Annotated in this window: 17 protein-coding genes and 1 riboswitch; of the genes, 13 read left to right on the forward strand and 4 right to left on the reverse strand. The window is 73.2% G+C overall.

All coding sequences use genetic code 11. The features are described 5' to 3' along the window. Window positions 1-276: 276 nt before the first annotated feature. Window positions 277-1380 carry an AAA family ATPase gene (locus tag H7H31_RS34935; RefSeq protein WP_408647971.1) on the reverse strand — a complete coding sequence of 368 codons (1104 nt, stop codon included), beginning with the start codon at window positions 1378-1380 and terminating at the stop codon, window positions 277-279. Between the two features lie 123 nt (window positions 1381-1503). Continuing rightward, a riboswitch (glycine riboswitch) is annotated at window positions 1504-1619 on the forward strand. 151 nt (window positions 1620-1770) lie between these two features. Here H7H31_RS34935 and gcvT point away from each other — a divergent pair. From gcvT to H7H31_RS08565, 6 genes are all read left to right on the forward strand, one after another. Further along, window positions 1771-2907, forward strand: coding sequence for a glycine cleavage system aminomethyltransferase GcvT (gene gcvT / locus H7H31_RS08540; protein WP_187060049.1), 1137 nt, complete (start codon window positions 1771-1773; stop codon window positions 2905-2907). Window positions 2908-3061: 154 nt separating this feature from the next. After that, a complete protein-coding gene (gcvH, locus tag H7H31_RS08545) occupies window positions 3062-3439 on the forward strand; it encodes a glycine cleavage system protein GcvH (RefSeq protein ID WP_176164260.1) in 378 nt (125 codons plus the stop codon). Window positions 3440-3486: 47 nt separating this feature from the next. Beyond that, the gene (gene glyA, locus H7H31_RS08550) at window positions 3487-4746 is read left to right on the forward strand and encodes a serine hydroxymethyltransferase (RefSeq protein WP_176166440.1); all 1260 of its coding nucleotides are present in this window, start codon (window positions 3487-3489) and stop codon (window positions 4744-4746) included. 353 nt (window positions 4747-5099) lie between these two features. After that, complete coding sequence (locus H7H31_RS08555; protein WP_187061267.1) at window positions 5100-6497, forward strand: L-serine ammonia-lyase; 1398 nt, start codon at window positions 5100-5102, stop codon at window positions 6495-6497. A 262-nt stretch (window positions 6498-6759) separates the two neighbouring features. Then, window positions 6760-7032, forward strand: a complete 273-nt coding sequence (locus tag H7H31_RS08560) for a hypothetical protein (RefSeq protein ID WP_187061268.1) — start codon at window positions 6760-6762, stop codon at window positions 7030-7032. Further along, entirely contained in the window at window positions 7029-7421 is a 393-nt protein-coding gene (locus H7H31_RS08565; RefSeq protein WP_187061269.1) for a type II toxin-antitoxin system VapC family toxin, read from the forward strand. The genes H7H31_RS08560 and H7H31_RS08565 overlap by 4 nt, the downstream gene beginning before the upstream one ends. Before the next feature lie 34 nt (window positions 7422-7455). On the opposite strand, the gene H7H31_RS08570 is transcribed toward H7H31_RS08565, so the two are convergent. Then, window positions 7456-7959: a hypothetical protein gene (locus H7H31_RS08570; protein WP_232109743.1), complete on the reverse strand. Its 504-nt coding sequence runs from the start codon at window positions 7957-7959 to the stop codon at window positions 7456-7458. 219 nt (window positions 7960-8178) lie between these two features. On the opposite strand from H7H31_RS08570, the gene H7H31_RS08575 reads away from it, so the two are divergent. Next, on the forward strand, window positions 8179-8550 hold the full coding sequence (locus H7H31_RS08575; RefSeq protein ID WP_176164258.1) for a YciI family protein: 372 nt from the start codon (window positions 8179-8181) through the stop codon (window positions 8548-8550). Between the two features lie 70 nt (window positions 8551-8620). Further along, window positions 8621-9928 (forward strand): RNA polymerase sigma factor, encoded by a 1308-nt coding sequence (locus tag H7H31_RS08580; RefSeq protein ID WP_187061270.1) that lies wholly within the window; start codon window positions 8621-8623, stop codon window positions 9926-9928. A gap of 4 nt (window positions 9929-9932) precedes the next feature. On the opposite strand, the gene H7H31_RS08585 is transcribed toward H7H31_RS08580, so the two are convergent. Then, the gene (locus H7H31_RS08585) at window positions 9933-13334 is read right to left on the reverse strand and encodes an AfsR/SARP family transcriptional regulator (RefSeq protein WP_187061271.1); all 3402 of its coding nucleotides are present in this window, start codon (window positions 13332-13334) and stop codon (window positions 9933-9935) included. A gap of 245 nt (window positions 13335-13579) precedes the next feature. Between H7H31_RS08585 and H7H31_RS08590 the strand changes: the two genes are divergently transcribed. The 4 genes from H7H31_RS08590 to H7H31_RS08605 all read left to right on the forward strand — a co-directional run bounded on the left by H7H31_RS08590 (window position 13580) and on the right by H7H31_RS08605 (window position 19266). After that, the gene (locus H7H31_RS08590; protein ID WP_187117850.1) at window positions 13580-14185 is read left to right on the forward strand and encodes an SDR family oxidoreductase; all 606 of its coding nucleotides are present in this window, start codon (window positions 13580-13582) and stop codon (window positions 14183-14185) included. 205 nt (window positions 14186-14390) lie between these two features. Continuing rightward, window positions 14391-15644, forward strand: a complete 1254-nt coding sequence (locus H7H31_RS08595) for an MFS transporter (protein WP_187059617.1) — start codon at window positions 14391-14393, stop codon at window positions 15642-15644. A 1806-nt stretch (window positions 15645-17450) separates the two neighbouring features. Further along, window positions 17451-18236 (forward strand): TauD/TfdA dioxygenase family protein, encoded by a 786-nt coding sequence (locus H7H31_RS08600; protein WP_176166438.1) that lies wholly within the window; start codon window positions 17451-17453, stop codon window positions 18234-18236. 106 nt (window positions 18237-18342) lie between these two features. Next, window positions 18343-19266, forward strand: coding sequence for an aromatic prenyltransferase (locus H7H31_RS08605; RefSeq protein ID WP_187061010.1), 924 nt, complete (start codon window positions 18343-18345; stop codon window positions 19264-19266). Between the two features lie 87 nt (window positions 19267-19353). On the opposite strand, the gene H7H31_RS08610 is transcribed toward H7H31_RS08605, so the two are convergent. After that, window positions 19354-19719 carry a hypothetical protein gene (locus tag H7H31_RS08610; protein WP_187061011.1) on the reverse strand — a complete coding sequence of 122 codons (366 nt, stop codon included), beginning with the start codon at window positions 19717-19719 and terminating at the stop codon, window positions 19354-19356. A gap of 383 nt (window positions 19720-20102) precedes the next feature. Between H7H31_RS08610 and H7H31_RS08615 the strand changes: the two genes are divergently transcribed. Continuing rightward, entirely contained in the window at window positions 20103-20612 is a 510-nt protein-coding gene (locus tag H7H31_RS08615; RefSeq protein WP_187061012.1) for a cytidine/deoxycytidylate deaminase family protein, read from the forward strand. The last annotated feature ends 27 nt before the right edge of the window (window positions 20613-20639 follow it).

Consider the following 20639-nt stretch of genomic DNA (forward strand, 5'->3'; position numbering starts at 1 on the left):
CCGCCGGCGCACGGAGCCCGTGCGACGGGCGAGCACCACGGGGGCAAGCGCCGGGGCACGCCGGGCACCGTTCGTTCTGCCGCGCCCCGCGCCGATCGCCCGGTGGGCGCTGCCGCGTACGGGCGTACGGGGCGCCGCCGCGTACGGGCGCACCCGGCGGTGGCCCGTACGCGCGCGCCGCATCGTGCCGCACTCACCACGCGGGCGCGGGCGCGGGCGCGGGTGCGGGCGCCGTCGCGGGTGCTGGCGCAGTCGCAGTCGTAGTCGCAGCCGGGTCTAGTCGAACCCGATGTCGGCCAGCGCCCCGGCCGCCGCGCGGTCCAGCAGGACCGCCGAGGCGCACCCGGGCGGCGGGGCCCCCGCGAGCGCCTCCGCGCGCAGCCGGCCGACCGCGGCGCGGTGGCGACCGAAGGCGTACGGGGAGACTCCTCGGCCCCGCGCCGCCTGCCCGGCCAGGGCCAGGCGCGGCGGCACGTCGAGCAGGACCAGGTGGAGGGCGACGCCGCGCCGGCGTGCGCAGCGGGCCAGCCAGCGGCGTACCCACGGCATGGTGCCGCAGTCGTGGACGACGACGCTGTCGCCGGAGCGCACGGCCCGGCGCAGCCCCGCGTAGTGCGCCAGGCGCACCAGTGGCCGGTAGGCGGGGTAGGCCAGCCACGGCGGCATCCGGCGTTCCCAGCGGTCCCTGGCGTCCTGCGAGTCGACCCGCCGCACCGGCCGGCCCTGCGCGTCACGGGCCGGCACCACGCGGCGGATCAGGGTGCTCTTGCCGCTGCCCGGCAGCCCGGAGACGACGACCAGGTCGCCGGCGACGTAGCGCAGCTCGCGCACCCTGACCGGCGGGGCGCCGCCGGCGCGCGCCTGCGGGAGGTGGTTGCGGCTGTCGGGCGCGCGCGAGGCCGGGTCGCCGGCGGGCTCCGGGGGCGTGGGGCTACTGGCGGGCTCCTCGCCGGGCGGGCCCCCGGCGCGCCGTTCGCCGCCCGGGTGGTCGGCCAAGAGGCGCTCGGCCGTGGAGTGGTCGGCCGTGGGGTGGTCGGCGGTGGGGTGGTCGGCGGTGGGGTGGTCGGCGGTGGAGTGGTCGGCCGAGGGGTGCTCGGTCGCCAGGCGGTCGGATAAAGCCGTCGGCGTCGCGCCCGGCCGCGTGCGGACCCGGTCCGCCGGCTGGGCGTGGGCCCGCCCGCCCGCGCGCAGGTCGCGGACCCGGGGGCCGCGGCCCGGCCGCACCAGTTCCCCCGCCGCCCGCGCCCGCTGCCTGGCCGGCGGGGGCGCCGTGGGTGGAGCGGCTGGCGTGGTCGCTTGAGGTGTTCCTGACTGTCCCGCCTGCGTGCCCTGACCCTGCAACGTGATCGTCCTCCCCGAGCTGACGGCGGCGGTCACCACGGTCCGTGTCCACCGAGTGTAAAGAAGAGGTAATACGCCCCACCGGAGATTTGGGTGCCGGACCGGGGGTCCATCGCTCGCCTGTCCGTGTCATGATGTGCGCGCAACTGCATACTGGCCGCTCGAATCCATGCGGGAGAGTTCCCGGACCAGCGATGATCCTCTCGATCAGCCGCCCGGGGCGCCGAAGGAGCAAGTCCTCCCTTGAATCTCTCAGGCCCCGATACCGCGTGGATGAGGCAGATCTGAAAAGCGAGCCGTTCGCGCGGCTCCACCCAAGGTGCAAGCCTGCCCCGCTCCGCGGGGGGTCAAGGCGAACCTCTCAGGTTCCGATGACAGATGGGGAGGATGTCTTCGCCAGCCCTGCCCACCCCTTGGGAGCCCGCACCGATGAGCAGCCTGCCCGATTCTCCGCGCCGCACCGCACTCGACGCGACCCATCGCACGCTCGGCGCCACCATGACCGACTTCGCGGGCTGGGACATGCCGCTGCGGTACGGCAGTGAGCGCGAGGAGCACGTCGCCGTCCGCACCCGCGCCGGCCTGTTCGACCTGTCCCACATGGGCGAGATCACGCTGACCGGCCCGCAGGCCGCCGAGGCGCTCGACTTCGCCCTCGTCGGCAACCTGTCGTCGGTGGCCGTCGGCCGCGCCCGCTACACCATGATCTGCGACGCCGACGGCGGCATCCTGGACGACCTGATCGTCTACCGGCTGGCCGACCAGACGTACCTGGTGGTCGCCAACGCCTCCAACGCGCAGACCGTGCTCGACGCGCTGACCGAGCGCGCCGCCGGCTTCGACGCCGCCGTCCGGGACGACCGCGACGACTACGCGCTGCTCGCCGTCCAGGGCCCCGAGTCCTCCGGCATCCTGAAGTCGCTGACCGACGCCGACCTGGACGGGCTCAAGTACTACGCGGGCCTGCCCGGCACCGTCGCCGGCGTCCAGGCGCTGATCGCCCGTACCGGGTACACCGGCGAGGACGGCTTCGAGCTGTTCGTCGCCCCGGGCGACGCCGAGACCCTGTGGCAGGCGCTGACCGAGGCCGGCGCGCCGGTCGGGCTGATCCCCTGCGGGCTCTCCTGCCGCGACACGCTGCGCCTCGAGGCGGGCATGCCGCTGTACGGCAACGAGCTGACCACCGCGACCACGCCCTTCGACGCCGGGCTCGGCCGCGTGGTGAAGTTCGAGAAGACGACCAACGGGGGCCGCTTCGTCGGCCGCGAGCCGCTGGAGGGGGCGGCCAAGCGGGCCGCCGAAGCCCCGCCGCGCAAGCTGGTCGGGCTCATCGCCACGGGCCGTCGGGTGCCGCGCGCCGGGTTCTCCGTCGTGGCCGCCGACGGCACGGTGATCGGCGAGGTGACCTCCGGCGCCCCGTCGCCCACCCTCGGCAAGCCGATCGCCATGGCCTACGTGGACGCGGAGCACGCCGCTCCGGGCACCGAGGGCGTGGCCGTGGACATCCGCGGGACGCACGAGCCGTACGAGGTCGTCGCGCTCCCCTTCTACAAGCGCGAGCGCTAGCCGCTCCACGAGCACGAGCGTCAGCCGCCGCTCCGGTCCCACCCGACCGAGGCATCCGTTTGGTTCCCGTTCGGGGCCTCGGCGGCGTTTGTCCGTTCCATCGTTTTCCCGCCCCCTTGCACGACCACGCCATCGCGTACAGGAGAATCAGGTCATGAGCAACCCCCAGCAGCTTCGCTACAGCAAGGAGCACGAGTGGCTGTCGGCCGCCGCGGACGGCGTGTCGACGGTCGGCATCACCGAGCACGCCGCGGGCGCGCTCGGTGATGTCGTCTTCGTCCAGCTCCCGGAGGTCGGCGCCGAGGTCACCGCGGGCGAACCCTGCGGTGAGCTGGAGTCGACCAAGTCGGTCAGCGACCTGTACGCGCCGGTAACCGGTGAGATCACCGAGGTCAACCAGGACGTCGTGGACGACCCGTCGCTGGTGAACACGGCCCCCTTCGAGGGTGGCTGGCTGTTCAAGGTGAAGATTTCGGACGAGCCGGACGACCTGCTCTCCGCCGACGAGTACACGGCCTTCACCGAAAGCTGAGCAATCTTCCACGTGACCCTGACGACTCTGATCTGATCGGGATGCCGATGTCGCCTTTCAACAGTTCCCTCCACGAGTTCGACCCGGACGTCGCCGCCGCCGTCGACGCCGAGCTCCACCGCCAGCAGTCCACCCTGGAGATGATCGCGTCGGAGAACTTCGCTCCGGTCGCCGTCCTGGAGGCCCAGGGCTCGGTCCTCACCAACAAGTACGCCGAGGGCTACCCGGGCCGCCGCTACTACGGCGGCTGCGAGCACGTGGACGTCATCGAGCAGATCGCCATCGACCGCATCAAGGCGCTGTTCGGCGCCGAGGCGGCCAACGTGCAGCCGCACTCGGGCGCCCAGGCCAACGCCGCCGCGATGTTCGCGCTGCTCAAGCCCGGCGACACGATCATGGGCCTGAACCTCGCGCACGGCGGGCACCTGACCCACGGCATGAAGATCAACTTCTCCGGCAAGCTCTACAACGTGGTCGCCTACCACGTGGACGAGCAGACCGGTCAGGTCGACATGGACGAGGTCCAGCGGCTGGCCAAGGAGCACCGGCCGAAGCTGATCGTGGCCGGCTGGTCCGCGTACCCGCGCCAGCTCGACTTCGCGGCCTTCCGCCGGGTGGCCGACGAGGTCGGCGCGTACCTGATGGTGGACATGGCGCACTTCGCCGGCCTGGTCGCCGCGGGCCTGCACCCCTCGCCGGTGCCGCACGCGCACGTGGTGACCACCACCACGCACAAGACGCTCGGCGGCCCGCGCGGCGGTGTGATCCTGTCCACGGCCGAACTCGCCAAGAAGATCAACTCGGCGGTCTTCCCCGGTCAGCAGGGTGGTCCGCTGGAGCACGTGATCGCGGCGAAGGCCGTCGCCTTCAAGATGGCGGCCTCGGAGGAGTTCAAGGAGCGCCAGCAGCGCACCCTCGAGGGCTCGCGCATCCTGGCCGAGCGGCTGTCCCAGGCCGATGTGGCCGAGGCGGGTGTGGCCGTGCTGTCCGGCGGCACGGACGTGCACCTGGTCCTGGTGGACCTGCGCAACTCCGAGCTGGACGGCCAGCAGGCGGAGGACCGGCTGCACGAGGTCGGCATCACCGTCAACCGCAACGCCATCCCGAACGACCCGCGCCCCCCGATGGTCACCTCGGGCCTGCGGATCGGCACCCCGGCGCTGGCCACCCGCGGCTTCACGACCGAGGACTTCCGCGAGGTCGCCGACGTCATCGCGCAGGCGCTCAAGCCGGTCTACGACGCCGAGGCGCTGCGCGGTCGGGTGAGCGCGTTGGCCGCGAAGCACCCGCTGTACTCCACGCTGTAACCCCTCGGCTGGGCGCCTTTCCCGGGGCACCGCGCACACTGGTAGTGGGCCGGTGCCCCGTCCCGCGCCCGGACGGGGGTCGATCACCGCCCGGGCGCGGCCGGGCGCACCACCCGCCGGCCCGCCCGGCCCGTACCTCACGACAACCGCATCCGGCGCCGCACCGCGGCAGCCACCCCGCCCGCCCCACCCGGGGGCCGGCGGCTCCCCCTCCCCCCGTACCCACCCCCCGACGCCGCCCCGGGCCCCTCACTCCCAAGCCCCATGGGCGCGCAACCCCGGCCCGCACCTCCGGCCTCTCTCCCTTCGCACTCCGAACCGCCCACACCGAGCAGACAAAGGGGTCAGCCACCGTGGCCATCTCCGTATTCGATCTCTTCTCCATCGGCATCGGTCCCTCCAGCTCCCACACCGTCGGCCCGATGCGCGCCGCCCGCATGTTCGTGCGCCGGCTGAAGAACGAGGGCCTGCTGGCCCACACCACCGCCGTACGGGCCGAACTCTTCGGCTCGCTGGGCGCCACCGGACACGGCCACGGCACGCCCAAGGCGGTGCTGCTCGGTCTTGAGGGCTACTCGCCGAAGACCGTGGACGTGGAGCGCGCCGACGAGGAGGTCCAGCGCATCCGCCAGACGAAGCGGCTGCGGCTGCTCGGCGCGGAGATCGGCACCGACCACGAGATCGACTTCGACGAGCCGAACGAGCTGATCCTGCACCGCCGCCGCTCGCTGCCCTACCACGCCAACGGCATGACGCTCTTCGCGTACGACGCGGAGGGGGTGCCGCTCCTGGAGAAGACGTACTACTCGGTCGGCGGCGGCTTCGTCGTGGACGAGGACGCGGTCGGCGAGGACCGGATCAAGCTGGACGACACGGTGCTCACGCACCCCTTCCGGACCGGCGACGAGTTGCTGCGGCTCTCCCGGGAGACGGGCCTGTCCATCTCGGGTCTCATGCTGGAGAACGAGAAGGCGTGGCGCACCGAGGAGGAGATCCGCGCGGGCCTGCTGGAGATCTGGCGGGTGATGCAGGCGTGCGTGGCGCGCGGCATGGCCCGCGAGGGCATCCTGCCCGGCGGCCTCAAGGTCCGCCGCCGGGCCGCGACGGCCGCCCGCGCGCTGCGCGCCGAGGGCGACCCGGCCGCGCACGCGATGGAGTGGGTCACGCTGTACGCGATGGCGGTCAACGAGGAGAACGCGGCCGGTGGCCGCGTGGTGACCGCCCCGACCAACGGCGCGGCCGGCATCATCCCCGCCGTCCTGCACTACTACGTCAACTTCGTGGCGAAGGGCTCGACGGAGAGCGAGCAGGAGGACGGCATCGTCCGCTTCCTGCTCGCGGCCGGCGCGATCGGCATGCTGTTCAAGGAGAACGCGTCCATCTCCGGCGCCGAGGTCGGCTGCCAGGGCGAGGTGGGCTCGGCCTGCTCGATGGCGGCCGGCGGCCTGGCCGAGGTGCTCGGCGGCTCCACGGAGCAGGTGGAGAACGCGGCCGAGATCGGCATGGAGCACAACCTCGGCCTGACCTGCGACCCGGTTGGCGGCCTGGTGCAGATCCCGTGCATCGAGCGCAACGGCATGGCCTCGGTCAAGGCCGTCACCGCCGCCCGCATGTCGCTGCGCGGCGACGGCCGCCACCACGTCTCGCTCGACAAGGTCATCAAGACCATGAAGGAGACGGGCGCGGACATGAAGGTCAAGTACAAGGAGACGGCGCGGGGCGGGCTGGCGGTGAACGTCATCGAGTGCTGAGGGGGCAGGCCCCGACCGGCGGTTCAGCGTCTTTCGCCGTGGTCGGGGCCTTCCCTGTTCGCGCGGTCTCCGGAGCGGCCCCGGGGCAGGTGTGACAGACCTCGGAAGCCCTTCGTGGATCGGCGGGCGATCTGGGGTTCGCCGTACCTGTTCGGCGTCAACCCGCGCTTCTGCTGGTGACAACGGCGAGCGATACCCGTACGAGGGGCCGGGTCGGTAGATGACGAAGACCCAATAACAAGAGTTTTGTTAAAGTGGGCCCATGGCTGCCCCCTCCGCACCCGGCGAAGGCCCCGTGCGTCCGGTCTCCGTTTCCCTCCACGAAGGCACGATCGCCGCCCTCAAGGCACGTACCGGCAAGCGAGGGATGTCCGCCTACGTCGAGGCCCTCATCCAGCGCCAGCTTGAGCGGGACCGACTGCGCGAACTCATCGAAGACGCCGAAACCGAACACGGCACGGTGGACAGGGCGGCGGTCGAAACCAAGCGAGCGATTCTCCGCGGCGACACGGCCGGCTCGGTGGACGCGGCGTGAGCGGGACGCTCGTCCTGGACTGTGAAGGATTGTCCAAACTCGTACGACGCTCCCCCGAAGTCACCGAGTGGCTGGTCGCGGCCGAGGAGGAGGACATCCGCGTGATCACCAGCTCTGTCACGCTGGTCGAAGCCCGCGACCCCAAGGTCAACCAGGCCCGCTTCGACTATGCCGTCTCCCGCGTGAACATCGTCCCGCCCACCGAAGCCATCGCCCGCCACGCCAGCAAGCTCCTCGCCGCTGCCGGCCTGCACGGCCATAAGTACGCACTCGACGCCATCGTGGCCGCCACCGCACTCGCCGCGCCCGCTCCCGTGACCGTACTCACGTCGGACCCCGAGGATCTCCGCGTGCTGTGCCGCCCCGACGTCCGCGTCATCAAGGTCTGACCCTGCCGGGCCACGGAAGGTGTGCGGGGCCTGGTCAGATCCGGGTCATGGTCGAGGTGTAGCCGCCCCCGCCGGGGTAGACCCAGTCGCCGGTCATGGTGGTGCCGTCGGCCGTGAAGGTGCCCCGGAAGTAGGCGGGGCTGCCCTTGGCGCCGGCCCAGATGGTGAGCTGGTCGCCGGTGAGTTCGTAGACGTAGTCGAAGGTGTTGCCCTGCGAGTCGTAGTAACGGGAGGCCACGTCCGCGCCGGTCGGCTCGCCGTAGGGGCGGAGGTTGCCGATGACCTCCATGCCGGTGACCGGCTCGCCGAACTGGACCAGGTCCACGTGCTGGACGAGGAAGAACCCGCCGGTCAGCCACTCGTAGCGGACGGTCCCCTCCACGCCGCCGGTCACCTTCCAGGTGCCGACCAGCGGTGCGAGGGCGCGGAGTTCGGCGGTCGGCTCGGCGGGCGGCTGGTCCGCGTGGGTGGTCTCGGTCGTGGCCGTGACGGCGGTGGCGTCGGTGGTCTCGGTCGTGGTCGTGACGGTCTTGGACATCGGGCTCTCCCTCTTGGTGGGTTACTCGACCGCTACCTCGTGGCCGGGACCGGGTTCTCGACAGACTTTCGATGTGATCCACGTCATACGGCGCGGTTGTCGAAGGTGGGTCCACGGCTACGAGGTTGCGGGCGGGGGCCGAGCCGGCCCCGTCGCGGTCGCCCTCAACACCCGGGCGACCGGACCTAACATCGTCGAACCGAGACCAGGGAGTGCCCCGTGAAGTACCTGCTGTTGGGTTACACACCGGCCGACGCGTGGGACGCGGCGACCGCCGACGCTCCGACCGAGGAGGCGCTGGCCGCCTTCGCGGTGTACCAGGAGTTCGAGAAGGAGCTGATCGCCTCCGGCGAACTGGTCAGCACCGAGGGGCTGGGCCACCCGGCGGTGAGCACGACGGTGCGCCCCACGCCCGAGGGTGTGGTGGCGACCGACGGGCCGTTCGCCGAGCTGAAGGAGGTGCTGGCCAGCTTCGCCGTCATCGACGTCGCCGACCGGGAGCGGGCCACGGAGATCGCCGCCCGGATCGTACGGGCGTTGGGCGAGCCGATCGAGATCCGGCCGGTCATGGGCGAGGACTTCGCGCCGTGACCACCTGGCCGTGCCGCCGCCCTCGCCCCCGCCCGTACGACCGGGTGGGGGCGGCCCACCGAGGCCGGCGATGAACGACGTGACCGACAAGGCCGACGGGGCCGACGGGGGTGCCGGGGCCGCACCGGTCGACAGGACCGACGGGGCCGGAGACGCAAGGGAGGTCGAGCACCTGCTGCGCACCGAGGCGCCGCACGTGCTCGGCGCGCTGACGCGACGCTTCGGCCGCTTCGACATCGCCGAGGACGCCGTGCAGGAGGCGCTGCTCGCCGCGCACGCGGCCTGGACGGCCGAGGGTGTTCCCACCCAGCCGCGCGGCTGGCTGATCCGCGTCGGCTACCGGCGCATGGTGGACCTGCTCCGCTCCGAACAGGCCAGGCAGCGGCGCGAACGGGACGTCAGCCTGGCCGAACTCGCCTCCCGTACCTCGGAGCCCGTGCCCGCGACGGACGACAGCCTCACCCTGCTCCTGCTGTGCTGCCACCCCGAGTTGGCGCCCGCCTCCCAGGTCGCGCTCACCCTGCGCGCCGTCGGCGGGCTGACGACCGCCGAGATCGCGCACGCCCACGGCACGTCCGAGGCCACCATGGGCACCCGCATCAGTCGCGCGAAACAGCGGCTGGCCCGCGCCGGTGCCCGCTTCACCCCGCCGACCGGCGCCGACCGCGAGAGCCGGATGGCCGCCGTCATGCGGGTGCTCTACCTGGTCTTCAACGAGGGTTACACCGCCACCGCCGGACCCGACCTCACCCGACTCGACCTCACCAGCGAGGCGATCCGGCTGGCCCGCATGCTGCACGCCGCCGCGCCCGAGGACGCCGAGGCGAACGGGCTGCTGGCGCTCATGCTGCTCATCGAGTCCCGGCGGGCAGCCCGCACCGGCGCGGACGGCGGGCTCGTACCGCTGGACGAGCAGGACCGTACGCGGTGGAACCGCGACCTGATCCGCGAGGGAACCGCGCTGATCGACGGCGTCTGGGGCCGCCGCGCGGCGGGCCCCTACCAGCTCCAGGCGGCCATCGCGGCCCTGCACGCGGCGGCCCCCTCCTCCGAGCGGACCGACTGGCCACAGATCGCGATGCTCTACCTGTGGTGGGAACGCCTCGCCCCGAGCGCCCCGGTCCGGCTCAGCCGCGTGGTCGCCGTCGCCCAGGCTTTCGGCCCCGTACGCGGGCTCGCCCTCCTCGACGACCTCAACCGGCGCCACGGCCTGGACCGCCACACCCTCACCCGGCAGCGCGAACGCGCCGTCCGCGCCCACCTGACCCATCTGTCCGGCGACGCCGCCCGCGCCGCCACCCTGTACCGCGAGGCCGCGGACCTCACCGACAACGAGGTCGAGCGCCGCTACCTGCTCGGCAAGGCCGACGGCGGGTGACCGGCTAGCGCTCTCGGCTGTCGAGCGCGGCGCGCTCGCCCCCGCCCCGTAGCCGGTCGGCCGCCGCGCGGGCGTGCCGGGCCGCGTCGGTGGTGGTCAGCTCGGCGCCACGGGCGAACGCCGCCGCGAACGCGGGAACGCCCAGGGTGGCGCGGGCCGCCGCCGTGCCCCGGTCGACGTCGCCACGCTCGGCGGGCGGCAACGGGGCGCCCACGGAGCGCCGGGCCGCGTCGGCCGCGCCGAGCAGCAGGGCCGCGCTGGTGGCGGCGGGCTCGTCGGCGGAGCGGGCGAGCGCGCCCGCGAGGCCCTCGAGGGAGAGGGCGATGGCGCGCGGCTCGTCCAGGGAGCGGGCGATGTCGAGGCCGCGCAGGTGGTACGTGGCGGCCAGGGCCGCGTCGCCGCGCAGTTCCGCGACGAAGCCCAGCTCGGCCAGGCGCAGGTGGTCGCCGGCCGGCGACGAGACCGCCGCGTAGCCGTCGCCGATGTGCCGCAGGTGCGCCTCGGCGGCGTCCAGGTCATGCGCGCGGCGCGCGCCGAGCGCCAGGCCCATCTCGGAGTGGATGACGCCGTACGTGTAGCCCTGTTCGGCGGCGCCGCGTCGGGCCCGTTCGTGCAGGTCGCGGGCCCGGTCCCAGTCGCGGGCCAGCAGCGCGAGGCGGCCGAGGCCGGACAGCCGGGCGGAGACCTCCGCCGCGAGGCCCAGTTCCCGCGCCATGCGCAGCCCCTCGTGCTGGCGGCGCGCCGCTTCCTCGTACGCGCCCCTGATCTCGGCCAGCGCCGCCAGTGGCGAGACGGTCTGCAACTCTCCCCACCGGTCGCCGAGTTCGCGGAAGAGGTCGGCGCCGCGCAGCCCGTCACGACCGAGCCCGGCCAGGTCGCCGCGGACCAGGGCGAGCATCGCCCGCAGAGCGAGGGCGGCGGCCGTGCCCCACCGGTCCCCCGTGGCGGTGCACAGGGCGAGGGTGTGCGCGTTCAGCTCGTCGCTTTCGGCGGTGGCACCCGCGCTGAACAGGCCGTACGCGCACAGCCACAGGGCGCGGGCGCGGCGCGCGGGGTCCGGGATCGCCTCGGCGACGGGCCGTTCGACGGCCACCGCGCGGTCGCCCGTGAGCAGCGCGAACGCGGCGTGCAGCAGGGTGAGTTCGGCCGCCACGGGGTCGGCCCCGGCGGCCCCCACGGGGCGGGCGGCGCGGGCGGACCGCAGGCCGCGCCGGCCCTCGGTGAGTCGGCCCCGGAGCAGCCACCACCAGGCCAGGGACGCGGCCAGCCGCGCGGCGTCGTCGGCCGCGTCCGGCGCGGCGGCGGGCCCCGTCGCCTCGTCCAGCGCCCGGCGCAGGTTGTCGGCGTCGGCGTCCAGCCGGGCCAACCACGTCTGCTGCTCGGCGCCGTGCAGAAGGGGCGCGGCGCGTTCGGCGAGCGCGCGGTAGTGGCGCAGGTGGCGTTCGCGTACGGCGTCGAGGTCCGCCATCTCGGCCAGCCGCTCGCGCGCGTACGCGGCGACCGACTCCAGGAGCCGGTAGCGCCGTCCGGTCGGCGCGTCCACGACGACCACCAGGGACCGGTCGACCAGCCGCGTCACCAGGTCGAGCACGTCGTCGTGGGCGACCCCGTCCCCCGCGCAGACCGCCTCGGCGGCCGGCAGGTCGCAGCCGCCGCCGAACGCGGCCAGCCGGCGCAGCACGATCCGCTCGGGCGCGCTGAGCAGTTCCCAGCTCCAGTCGATCACCGCCCGCAGTGTCTGCTGGCGGGCGGGCGCCCCGCGCTGGCCGGAGGTCAGGACGCGGAACCGGTCGCCGAGCCGGTCGGCCAACTCCCGTACGCCCAGCGCGCGCACGCGCGTGGCCGCCAGCTCCAGCGCGAGCGGGAGGCCGTCCAGGCGCCGGCAGATCTCCTCGACGGCCTCCCGGTCGTCGGGGTCGGCCGGGCCCGGGTCGACCGGGAAGCCGGGGGCGCGGGCGGCGGCGCGTTCCCGGAAGAGTCGCACGGCGTCGGCGGTCGGCAGCGGTTCGACCAGGAACACGGACTCGCCGGTGCGGCCCAGCGGTTCCTGGCTGGTGGCCAGCACGCGCAGACCGGGCGCGGTGTGCAGGAGGAGGGTCACGAGTTCGGCGGCGGCATCCACGACGTGTTCGCAGTTGTCCAGGACGAGCAGGGCGCGGCGGTCGCGCAGGGCGGCGGCGAGACGGCGCGGCGGGGCGGGGGCGCGGGGGCCGCGCGGCGCCAGCGCGGCATCGTCCCGGATGCCGACGGCGGTGGCGACCGCCTGGGCCAGGTCCTCGACGGTCGCGGCGCGCAGGCCGGCGAACTCGACGAGCCAGACGCCGTCGGGGAACCGCTTGGCGTCGCCCGCCGCCTCCTCCGCCGCGGCCACGGCCAGCCGCGTCTTGCCCACACCGCCCGGCCCGGTGAGCGTCACCAGGCGCGCGGAGTCGAGAAGTCGTCCGACCTCGGCGAGGTCCCGCCGGCGGCCGATCAGGGAGGCCAGGGGCGCGGGCAGCCGCGCTCCGGGACCCACGAGGGGCGGCGCGACCGCCTCGACGGGCGAGCCCTCGGCCGAGCTTTGGGCCGGACGGGTCGGTTCGCGCTGGTACGGCGCGGGCGCGGGTTGCGGGGCGGCGGGGCCCGCTGGCGGCGGGGTGGGAAGGAGGCGCGCGTCCTGTCGGAGCACGGCCTGGTGCAGCTCGCTCAGTTCGGGGCTCGGGTCGACCCCCAACTCCTCCGCGAGGCGGGCCCGCAACTCCTCGTACGAGGCGAGCGCCTCGCTCTGCCGCCCCGCCCCGTACAGGGCCCGCATCTGGAGGGCGCGCATGCGCTCGCGCAGCGGGTGCCGCCCCACGAGGTCGGTCAGCTCGTCGGCGACGGCCGCGTGGTCCCCCGCGGCCAGTCGCGCCCGCGCCTGCTCCTCCCACGCGGACAGCCGCTGCTCCGTGAGGCGCTGCGCGGCGGGCCGTACGAACTCCTCGTCGGCGAAGTCCGCGTAGGCGGGCCCCCGCCACAGGGCGAGCGCCTCGGCGAACCGCGCGGCCCGCGCCCCGGGTTCGCGCACCTGACGGGCCTCGGCGACCAGGGCCTCGAACCGGGCGGCGTCCACCTCGTCGGCGGCGCCGGCCGAACCGTCGGGGCCCTCAGGGCCGCGCAGCCGCAGCCCGTAACCCGGCGGCTGCCGCACCACCCGGTCCCGGCCGATGACCCGGCGCAACTGGGAGACCCGGGACTGCAGGGCGCCCGCCGGCCTGCTCGGCGGCTGGTCGCCCCACAGGTCGTCGATGAGGCGATCCGTCGCCACCGGACCCCCGTCGTGCGCGAGCAGATCCGCGAGCAGCGCCCGGACCTTCACCTCGGGGACCGTGACCGCCTGCCCCGCCTCGTCCCACACCACCAGTGGCCCCAGCACCCCAAACCGCATGCGCGTCACTGTATAGCCGCGTCTGAGCAGCGGGTCTGAGCGGTACGGGGCGGACGGGGCGGCGCCGCCCCGTGCGTGCGGTACGGGGCGACGGGGCACGGGGCACGGAGCGCGCGGGCAGCGGCCCGTGGGGCGGGCCGCAGCCGATCCGAAGGTTTTCCGAAGCGGCCCCGTGCACAGTCCTTCTCGCCGGGCCACACCGCACACCCGGCGCGGACGACGGGTGCGGGACGGGAGTGGCGCACATGACCAGGTACGCGGGGACCGAGGCCGTGGTCGTCGGAGCGGCGAGCGACATCGGACTGGCCATCGCCAAGCGCCTCGTGGAAGGTGGCGCCCGGGTCCTGCTGTCCGCCGGTACGCCACAGGAGCACGCCCGGCTCCGCCGCGAACTGGGCCCCGCCGCCCAGGTGATGGCCCCCGGCGCGGTCGACGCCCAACTCGCCTCCGCCACCGACGGCGTGGACCTGGTGTTCGCCGACACCGTGGCGGCCGTGAGTTCCCTGGCCCCGTACCTGCGGGACGCCGGCGCGGCGGTGCTCACCGTGCCCGCCCCAGCCACCACCGTTCCGTGCCCCGTTGCCCCGTCCCCCACCGCCCCGTGTTCCGCCGCCGCGTTGCCCGACGCCGCGCACGCGCTCGCCGCCGCACTGGCCGGCCGTGGCATCCGCGTCAACGCGGTGGCCGCGAGCTGTATCGCGGCGCCGAGCGGCACCGCCGTGCCCCTCCCGCCGCTGGGTCGGCTCGGCGCCGCCGACGAGGTGGCCCGCGCCGCGCTCTTCCTGGCGACGGAGGCGACCTTCACCACGGGCGCGCGGCTCCCCGTCGACGGCGGCCTCGGCCACGCGTGACCCACGCGGCGCCGCCCCACGGCCCCGTGCTCCGTACGCCGCGTGCCCCGTACGCCCCCGCGCCCCGTGCCCCGTACGCCGCGCCCCGCGTGCGACCCACGCCCCACCACCCGCCCCAACCCCCAGACCCACAGCAGTCCTGGCCTCGGAGCCCGTGCGGCCCGGCCGCCCAGCCACGCATCCCACCTGAACCGGAGTTCCTCGCATGAGCACCGCATCAGATACCTCGCTCGGTTCCCCCGCCGGCGCCGACGCCGACGCCGGAAACGGCCCCTCACGGGGCGACGGGCCGGAGCGGCAGCGGCTCCCGCTGCTCGCCCTGCTCGCGCTGGCCACCGCCGTCTTCATCACCAGCCTCACCGAGACGCTCCCGGCGGGCCTGTTGCCCGCGATGAGCCACGACCTCCGGGTCAGCGAGTCCGCGGCCGGGCAGACGGTGACCATCTACGCGATCGGCACCGCTCTGACCGCCATCCCGCTGACCTCGGCCACGGCGGGCTGGCGCCGCAAGCGGCTGCTGCTGGCCGCCATGGGCGGCTTCGCGCTGGCCAACACCGTCACCGCCGTGTCGTCCCACTACGGGCTGACGATGGCGGCGCGCTTCGTCGCCGGCGTCGCGGCCGGCCTGGCCTGGGCGTTGCTCGCGGGGTACGCGCGACGCATGGCGCCCGCCCACCTCCAGGGCAAGGCGATCGCCATCGCCATGGCGGGCATCCCGCTCGCGCTCTCGCTCGGCGTGCCCGCCGGGACCTTCCTCGGCAAGGTGACCGACTGGCGGGTGGCGTTCCTCGCCATGACGGCGCTGACGGTGGTGCTGCTGCTGTGGATCGTCGCGGCGGTGCCGGACCACCCCGGGCAGGGGCGCGGCGAGCGGCCGAGGATGCTGCGGGCGCTACGCGTCCCGGGCGTGGCCCCGGTCCTGTTCGTCACGCTCGTCTTCGTCCTGGCCCACACCATCCTGTACGCGTACATCGCCCCGTACCTCGACGACCTCGGCCTGGGCGACAGCGCCGACCTGGTACTCCTCGTCTTCGGCGTCGCCTCGCTGGCCAGCATCTGGGTCGTCGGCGCGCAGATCCACCACCGGCTGCGCGTCCTGACCATCGCCAGCACCCTGCTGGTCGCGGTCGCCGCCGCACTGCTGGCCGTCCTCTCCAACCATGCCGCCCTCGTCTACGTCGCCGCCGTCCTGTGGGGCCTGGGCTGGGGCGGGGTGCCCACCCTGTTGCAGACCGCCGCCGCCGACGCCGGTGGGGAGGCCGCCGACGCCGCGCAGGCCATGCTCGTCACCCTGTGGAACGGCGCCATGGCGGGCGGCGGCGTACTCGGTGGCGTCCTGCTCGGCGGGCTCGGCAGCGACTCCTTCCCGTGGGCCGTCCTGCTGCTCCTCGCGCCGGTCCTCGCGGTCGTGATCGCCGCGCGCCGGCACGGCTTCCCGGGCAGCCGGCCCACGAACTGATACGACGCGGCGACGCGACCGGCCGCCGTGTTCATCGGCCCCAGGGACCCCGCGACCCCGCCGCGCCCCCGGCTCCCAGTCCTCCGGTCCTCCGGTCCCCCGGTCCCCCGGTCCCGTGCGAACGGGGTCGGGGCCGGCCGCGTCTCGCCCCCGGGCCCCGGGCCGTGCGGGGTTGGTGGGCCTCGTGGGGCGATGCCGGGGACGCCCCGGGGCCGGCCTCCTGACGCACTCGCCCCCGCCCGGCCGAGCCGCGACCCATCCGACCCCCAGCGATGGCGTGCGCATTCCGCACCACTCCAGCCAGGCAATTCCCGGCCTCGCCCCCTACCCCTCCCCCATCCTGTTCTCCCTCCTCCACTCTCCACGAAAAACATGCCGCGCCAAAACCCCGACAGCCGAAACCGCGTCACCAGATATCAACGCCAGATATTCGCCATGCCGGCCACATCGAAAGAGCGCGGAAAGGCGCCGGGGCCTACGACATAACATTCCCCAGAAGCATCTCGGCAGCCCTTTTGCGAGCGGGCCGCCGCCCTTGGCGCGCCACTTGCCCGGGGAAGTGCCGCAAAAGCCCGGGCCTGAATACGGGGCCGAGAGTTCGAGGGCACAGGCGAACGCGCCCAGGAGGTCGCGTTCGGGCGACCACCGCAGGTGAGAGGTGGACCAGCCGGCGCTCCGGGGCTTGCGGCTCGCCCGCGTCCGGGTGCGCGCCGTCGCGGAAAGCGAGCGTCCGTTCATGGCATACGGGGGCGCCGGCCCCGCATTGTTCACGCGCGGCAAGCGGCTTTGCTCACCATGTGGACCACAGTTCGCCCCGGCGCCGGCGGGCGCACCCCGACTCCCGGCCCGGCGCGGCCCGCGCGCCGGGGCGCGATCCGATCGCGGAGACGATCACCGACCGCGCCCGCCCCGCCCCGCGCACCTCGCCGGCGGTGCGGCCTCCGTGGCACGTCAGCCCGATGGTGTGGGGTCGTGGCGGTCGGGTGAGCCGGGCGCCACTGGCTCCCGTTCGCGGCCCTTGCGGGTCTCGCCATAAGTATCTGGCGCACGTACGGCAGCCGATATGTCAAGCCGGTGGCGATCAGTTCGATTGTGAAGCTTCGCCATCAAGTCGATATGTCCCCTTCGGCCGGGCATCCGCATGATAATCTGCTTAAGCGGTCACGTATTCGGTGACGTGCCGGGAATTCTCACGGCAGGGTCATTGACATGCGGGACGCGTGGACGACGTCTGATGCATGGGCACGTTGGCGGATCGACGAACCGCCCAGGGTCGGGGGGAAGGCTTATCTGGCATGCAGCGCAACGACGATCGATCATCCCCATTCCCGGATTGAGTGGCATCGCTGAGAGCAGTTCGCCGGCGAGTAAGCACCGCCCGGTCGCTCGCACAGTGTTCCACGGAATCCACGGAAATCCCACGGAGGATGTTTCTGTGCACCGATATGGCAAGCACGAGAGTCGACTCCCGCACAGCCCGACGACGGCGTACGAGATCGTCCGGCGCCCCGTCGCCTAGGGTCGGCCCTCTTCCGGGAAACGCACGCCGGTATCACATCGCCCGCCCCTCCGGCGTCGTGCTCCACGCGGCGCCGGGACCGACCTTCGCCCCGTTCGCACGCACGGCCAGCGGCTGACGGCGGACCACGGGACTGCCCTCGATCACCAGCCCCCAGGGCCCGACGAGTTCACGACTCGTCACCGGGCGCCTGGGCGCGGAGTTCTCTCGGCAGCCTCGCCGCCCCGGCCGCCTCGCACATTCCGAACCCCAGCAGAAAAGGTGTTGATGTGTCGCACAGCGGTGTCATGGACGAAGCAACCGAACTGCAACCGTTCGGGATTGTCCTCAACAAGCACGAGAGCGGCGCGGACCTGCGGTCCCTTCCGGTCGCGGAGCTCGACGAACTGACGCGTAAGCACCGGGTCGTCGTACTGCGCGGCTTGGAGATGCTCCCGAAGGAGGAGCTCGTCGAGTACTGCCGCGAGTGGGGCAAGATCCTGGAATGGGATTTCGGCCCGGTGCTCGACCTCGAAATCAGGGACGAGCCGCAGAACTACCTCTTCGCCAAGGGCGATGTGCCCTTCCACTGGGATGGCGCGTTCGCCTCCGCCGTGCCGCGGTTCTTCCTCTTCCAGTGCATCACGGCGCCGCCCGCCGGTGGCGGTGGCGAGACCGTCTTCTCCGACACGGCCAGGGTTCTGCGGGAGGCGAGCCCCGAGGACATCGCGCTCTGGGAGAAGATGGAGATCACCTACCGGACGGACAAGGTCGAGCACTACGGCGGCCTGGTCACCACGCCGCTCCTCGGCGAGCACCCGGCGAGTGGCGAGCGCACGATTCGCTATGCCGAGCCGCTCGACCCCGAGCAGTATCTGAACCCGCTCTTCCTCGACGTCAAGGGCGTTCCGGCCGACCAGGGCAAGGCGGCCTTGGAAGACCTCAGCACGCGTCTGCACGACCCGGCTGTCTGCTATGCGCACGAATGGCGCGACAACGATATCGTGATCGTGGACAACCACGCGTTGCTGCACGGTCGCAACGCTTTCCGCGGCGATTCCACGCGCCATCTGCAGCGCATTCAGATCCTCTGATCCAACGCGTGAGTTAGCGCCGGCACGGTCGCACTTCCGCACCTAGGCACCTGCACTTCCGCACCTTTGCATTTCTGCACTTCTGCACTTGCACAATGGGGGAATCATGATCGAAATCTTTGACGACATCTCGTACGAACCCGGGCAGTTTTACACGGACCTCCAGAACCTGGCCGACAAGAGGTCCGTTCCGTTCGACGGCGCCATGGTGCGCAAGAGTCTCGACGTGTTCGCGAAGGAAATTGATCGTTCCGTCGTCCAGACGAAGACCACGACCAAGCCGGGAGACGGTCTCTACTACCGTTTCTTCTACAAGTGGGAAAACGATCTGGCCGACATCGCGCGTCGAAACGACCTGCTGCGGCATGGCACCGAACCGATCGACCGGCTTCAGCGCGAGGTGCTCGACACGTTCAGCAATGCCACGCAGGCTGGACTGGATTTCGAAGCAGGGCGCGGTCTGGCGAAGGTGTGGACGTTCACGGGAGTGCGACCGATCGAGGACCTTTTCGCGCTCTCGGCGATACCCGAATCGGTCCCCGCACACGCCGATTTCTTCGCCCGGCACGGACTGCGCAGGGCGTTCTTCGTCGCCTCCGACTTCCACGGCGAGACGATGAACCTCTATCCCCTCATCGAGCCCGAGTGCAGGAACGCGGAATGGCTGCGCAAGCTCGTGGACGAGACCAGCGGATCGCTCGCCGATACGCCGGACTACGGCAAGATGATGGGCTCCCTGGCCAGGACGGGATGCCTGGGCATGACGTTCAGTTGGCGCAGCCCCGAATTGCACCGCTGGGCGCTGTACAGCCTGAACGCCCCGACCGGTGACGGGTCGAAGTTGCTGCCCGCACTGCCGGAAACGCTGGCCGAGTTCGACGACCAGGCGCCGACGCTCAACGCTGATCCGCAGCGGAACGTCGCCTGGTCGTTCGGCAAGGCGGGCTTCTACACCAAGTTGGAGAAGAGCTACGCGAAGGACGCGAACTACTTCCTGACCACCGAAATGGGCTGCGACCTCAGTCGCTGACCCGTCGAGCCACAGGGAGCGGACAGCGCCTTCGCCCCGGCCGAGCGTGTCGTGTCGTGTCGTGCCATGTGTGCGGAGCCGCCCCCGTCAGCCGGACGGGGGCGGCTCACTCGCGTTCGAGGAGCGGCAACCTGCGCTCCGGGGCGTACGGGGGGCGCGCGAAACGTCCCGGCACCGCTCCCGGGTGACGGCGCGCCAGAACGGGCGCGGGCCCGCACCGCTCATCACGCCCTCGGGCACGCCGCCGGACGAACGTTCCGCCGCACACACCACGCGGGCGTCGCTGTCGATGGCGGTGGCCTCGTAGATGCCGTAGCCGTACGCGAGGCCGGCGAGCAGCGCGCACAGCAGCGCTCCGTCGCCCCACCATCGCGCGTGGCGCGTCCACAACGACCCGACCCTCGCGCGCGTGCTGATCGACGCGCACAGGCAGGTGCTCAACGTCAGGGCCATGACAAGCGTCGTCAGCGGCACCCACCCGGCATCGCCCGCCCCTCTCCCCCGTGAAACCGCACGTCAGCGGTGTGCTGACCACCGTACTGGGCGGCACGGCCGCCGCCCGCCGCCCCGTCACGCCGCGTCGCCGGCGTCGCGGCCCACGCGCCCGCCCCGGGCGGCCGGCCGCCCCGGCCTCCCCCGCTCGACCAGATCGCGACCCGTGAACTCCCCCTATATCTCGTGCCGTTGCCGGTGAGGGAGCGGGGGGTGGCCCTTATGCTCGATCGTGGCCGCCACCCGGGCGGCCCCTCCCGTCGCATGCGGTCGCTGGAGGCACGGCGGATCGGTGCTGGCGTCCTCCCACAGGCACGCCCTGAGTGATCCCAACCGGAGGGCCCATGACGAGCAGCGGCGCGTCCTCACACGCCTTCGGCGCCCCGGGGCCCGGCGGCGCCGTCACCACCGCGGACCGGGCCTGGCTCGCGCTCGCCTGCCGACTGGCGCGGGCGAGTCCGCGCTCGGCGACGGCGTACAGCGTCGGGGCGGTCATCGTCGCCGCCAACGGCACGGAGCTGGCGCGCGGGTACGCGCGGGAGCTGGACCCGCACGACCACGCCGAGGAGGGCGCGTTGGGCAAGCTCGACGCGGACGATCCACGGGTGGCGACGGCCACGCTCTACGCCTCCCTGGAGCCCTGCTCCCACCGGAGTTCTCGGCCCTGGTCGTGCGCGCAACTCCTCACGGCGGCCGGCATCGCACGCGTGGTCACGGCCCGGCGCACGCCCGTGCCGCCCGCGCCAGACGGGGCGGACGGGGCGGAACCGCTGGCGGCGGCGGGTGTCACGGTCCTGGAGCTGTCCGAGTACGGGCCGGCCGCGATGGCGCCCAACCTGCATCTGCTCGGCTGAACGGACCGCGCGACCGGGCAGACGCGA

The organism is Streptomyces buecherae, assembly GCF_014295035.1.
Classification (GTDB): Bacteria; Actinomycetota; Actinomycetes; order Streptomycetales; family Streptomycetaceae; genus Streptomyces; species Streptomyces youssoufiensis.

Bases quoted from the DNA above. Each gene is read 5' to 3' on its own strand.
- H7H31_RS08590 (WP_187117850.1), top strand. From the start codon at position 13,580: ATGACCAGGTACGCGGGGACCGAGGCCGTGGTCGTCGGAGCGGCGAGC.
- H7H31_RS08560 (WP_187061268.1), top strand. From the start codon at position 6,760: ATGGCTGCCCCCTCCGCACCCGGCGAAGGCCCCGTGCGTCCGGTCTCC.
- H7H31_RS08595 (WP_187059617.1), top strand. From the start codon at position 14,391: ATGAGCACCGCATCAGATACCTCGCTCGGTTCCCCCGCCGGCGCCGAC.
- H7H31_RS08600 (WP_176166438.1), top strand. From the start codon at position 17,451: ATGGACGAAGCAACCGAACTGCAACCGTTCGGGATTGTCCTCAACAAG.
- H7H31_RS08570 (WP_232109743.1), bottom strand. From the start codon at position 7,959: ATGTCCAAGACCGTCACGACCACGACCGAGACCACCGACGCCACCGCC.
- gcvH (WP_176164260.1), top strand. From the start codon at position 3,062: ATGAGCAACCCCCAGCAGCTTCGCTACAGCAAGGAGCACGAGTGGCTG.
- H7H31_RS08605 (WP_187061010.1), top strand. From the start codon at position 18,343: ATGATCGAAATCTTTGACGACATCTCGTACGAACCCGGGCAGTTTTAC.
- H7H31_RS08610 (WP_187061011.1), bottom strand. From the start codon at position 19,719: ATGGCCCTGACGTTGAGCACCTGCCTGTGCGCGTCGATCAGCACGCGC.
- H7H31_RS08585 (WP_187061271.1), bottom strand. From the start codon at position 13,334: ATGCGGTTTGGGGTGCTGGGGCCACTGGTGGTGTGGGACGAGGCGGGG.
- glyA (WP_176166440.1), top strand. From the start codon at position 3,487: ATGTCGCCTTTCAACAGTTCCCTCCACGAGTTCGACCCGGACGTCGCC.
- gcvT (WP_187060049.1), top strand. From the start codon at position 1,771: ATGAGCAGCCTGCCCGATTCTCCGCGCCGCACCGCACTCGACGCGACC.
- H7H31_RS08580 (WP_187061270.1), top strand. From the start codon at position 8,621: ATGAACGACGTGACCGACAAGGCCGACGGGGCCGACGGGGGTGCCGGG.
- H7H31_RS08615 (WP_187061012.1), top strand. From the start codon at position 20,103: ATGACGAGCAGCGGCGCGTCCTCACACGCCTTCGGCGCCCCGGGGCCC.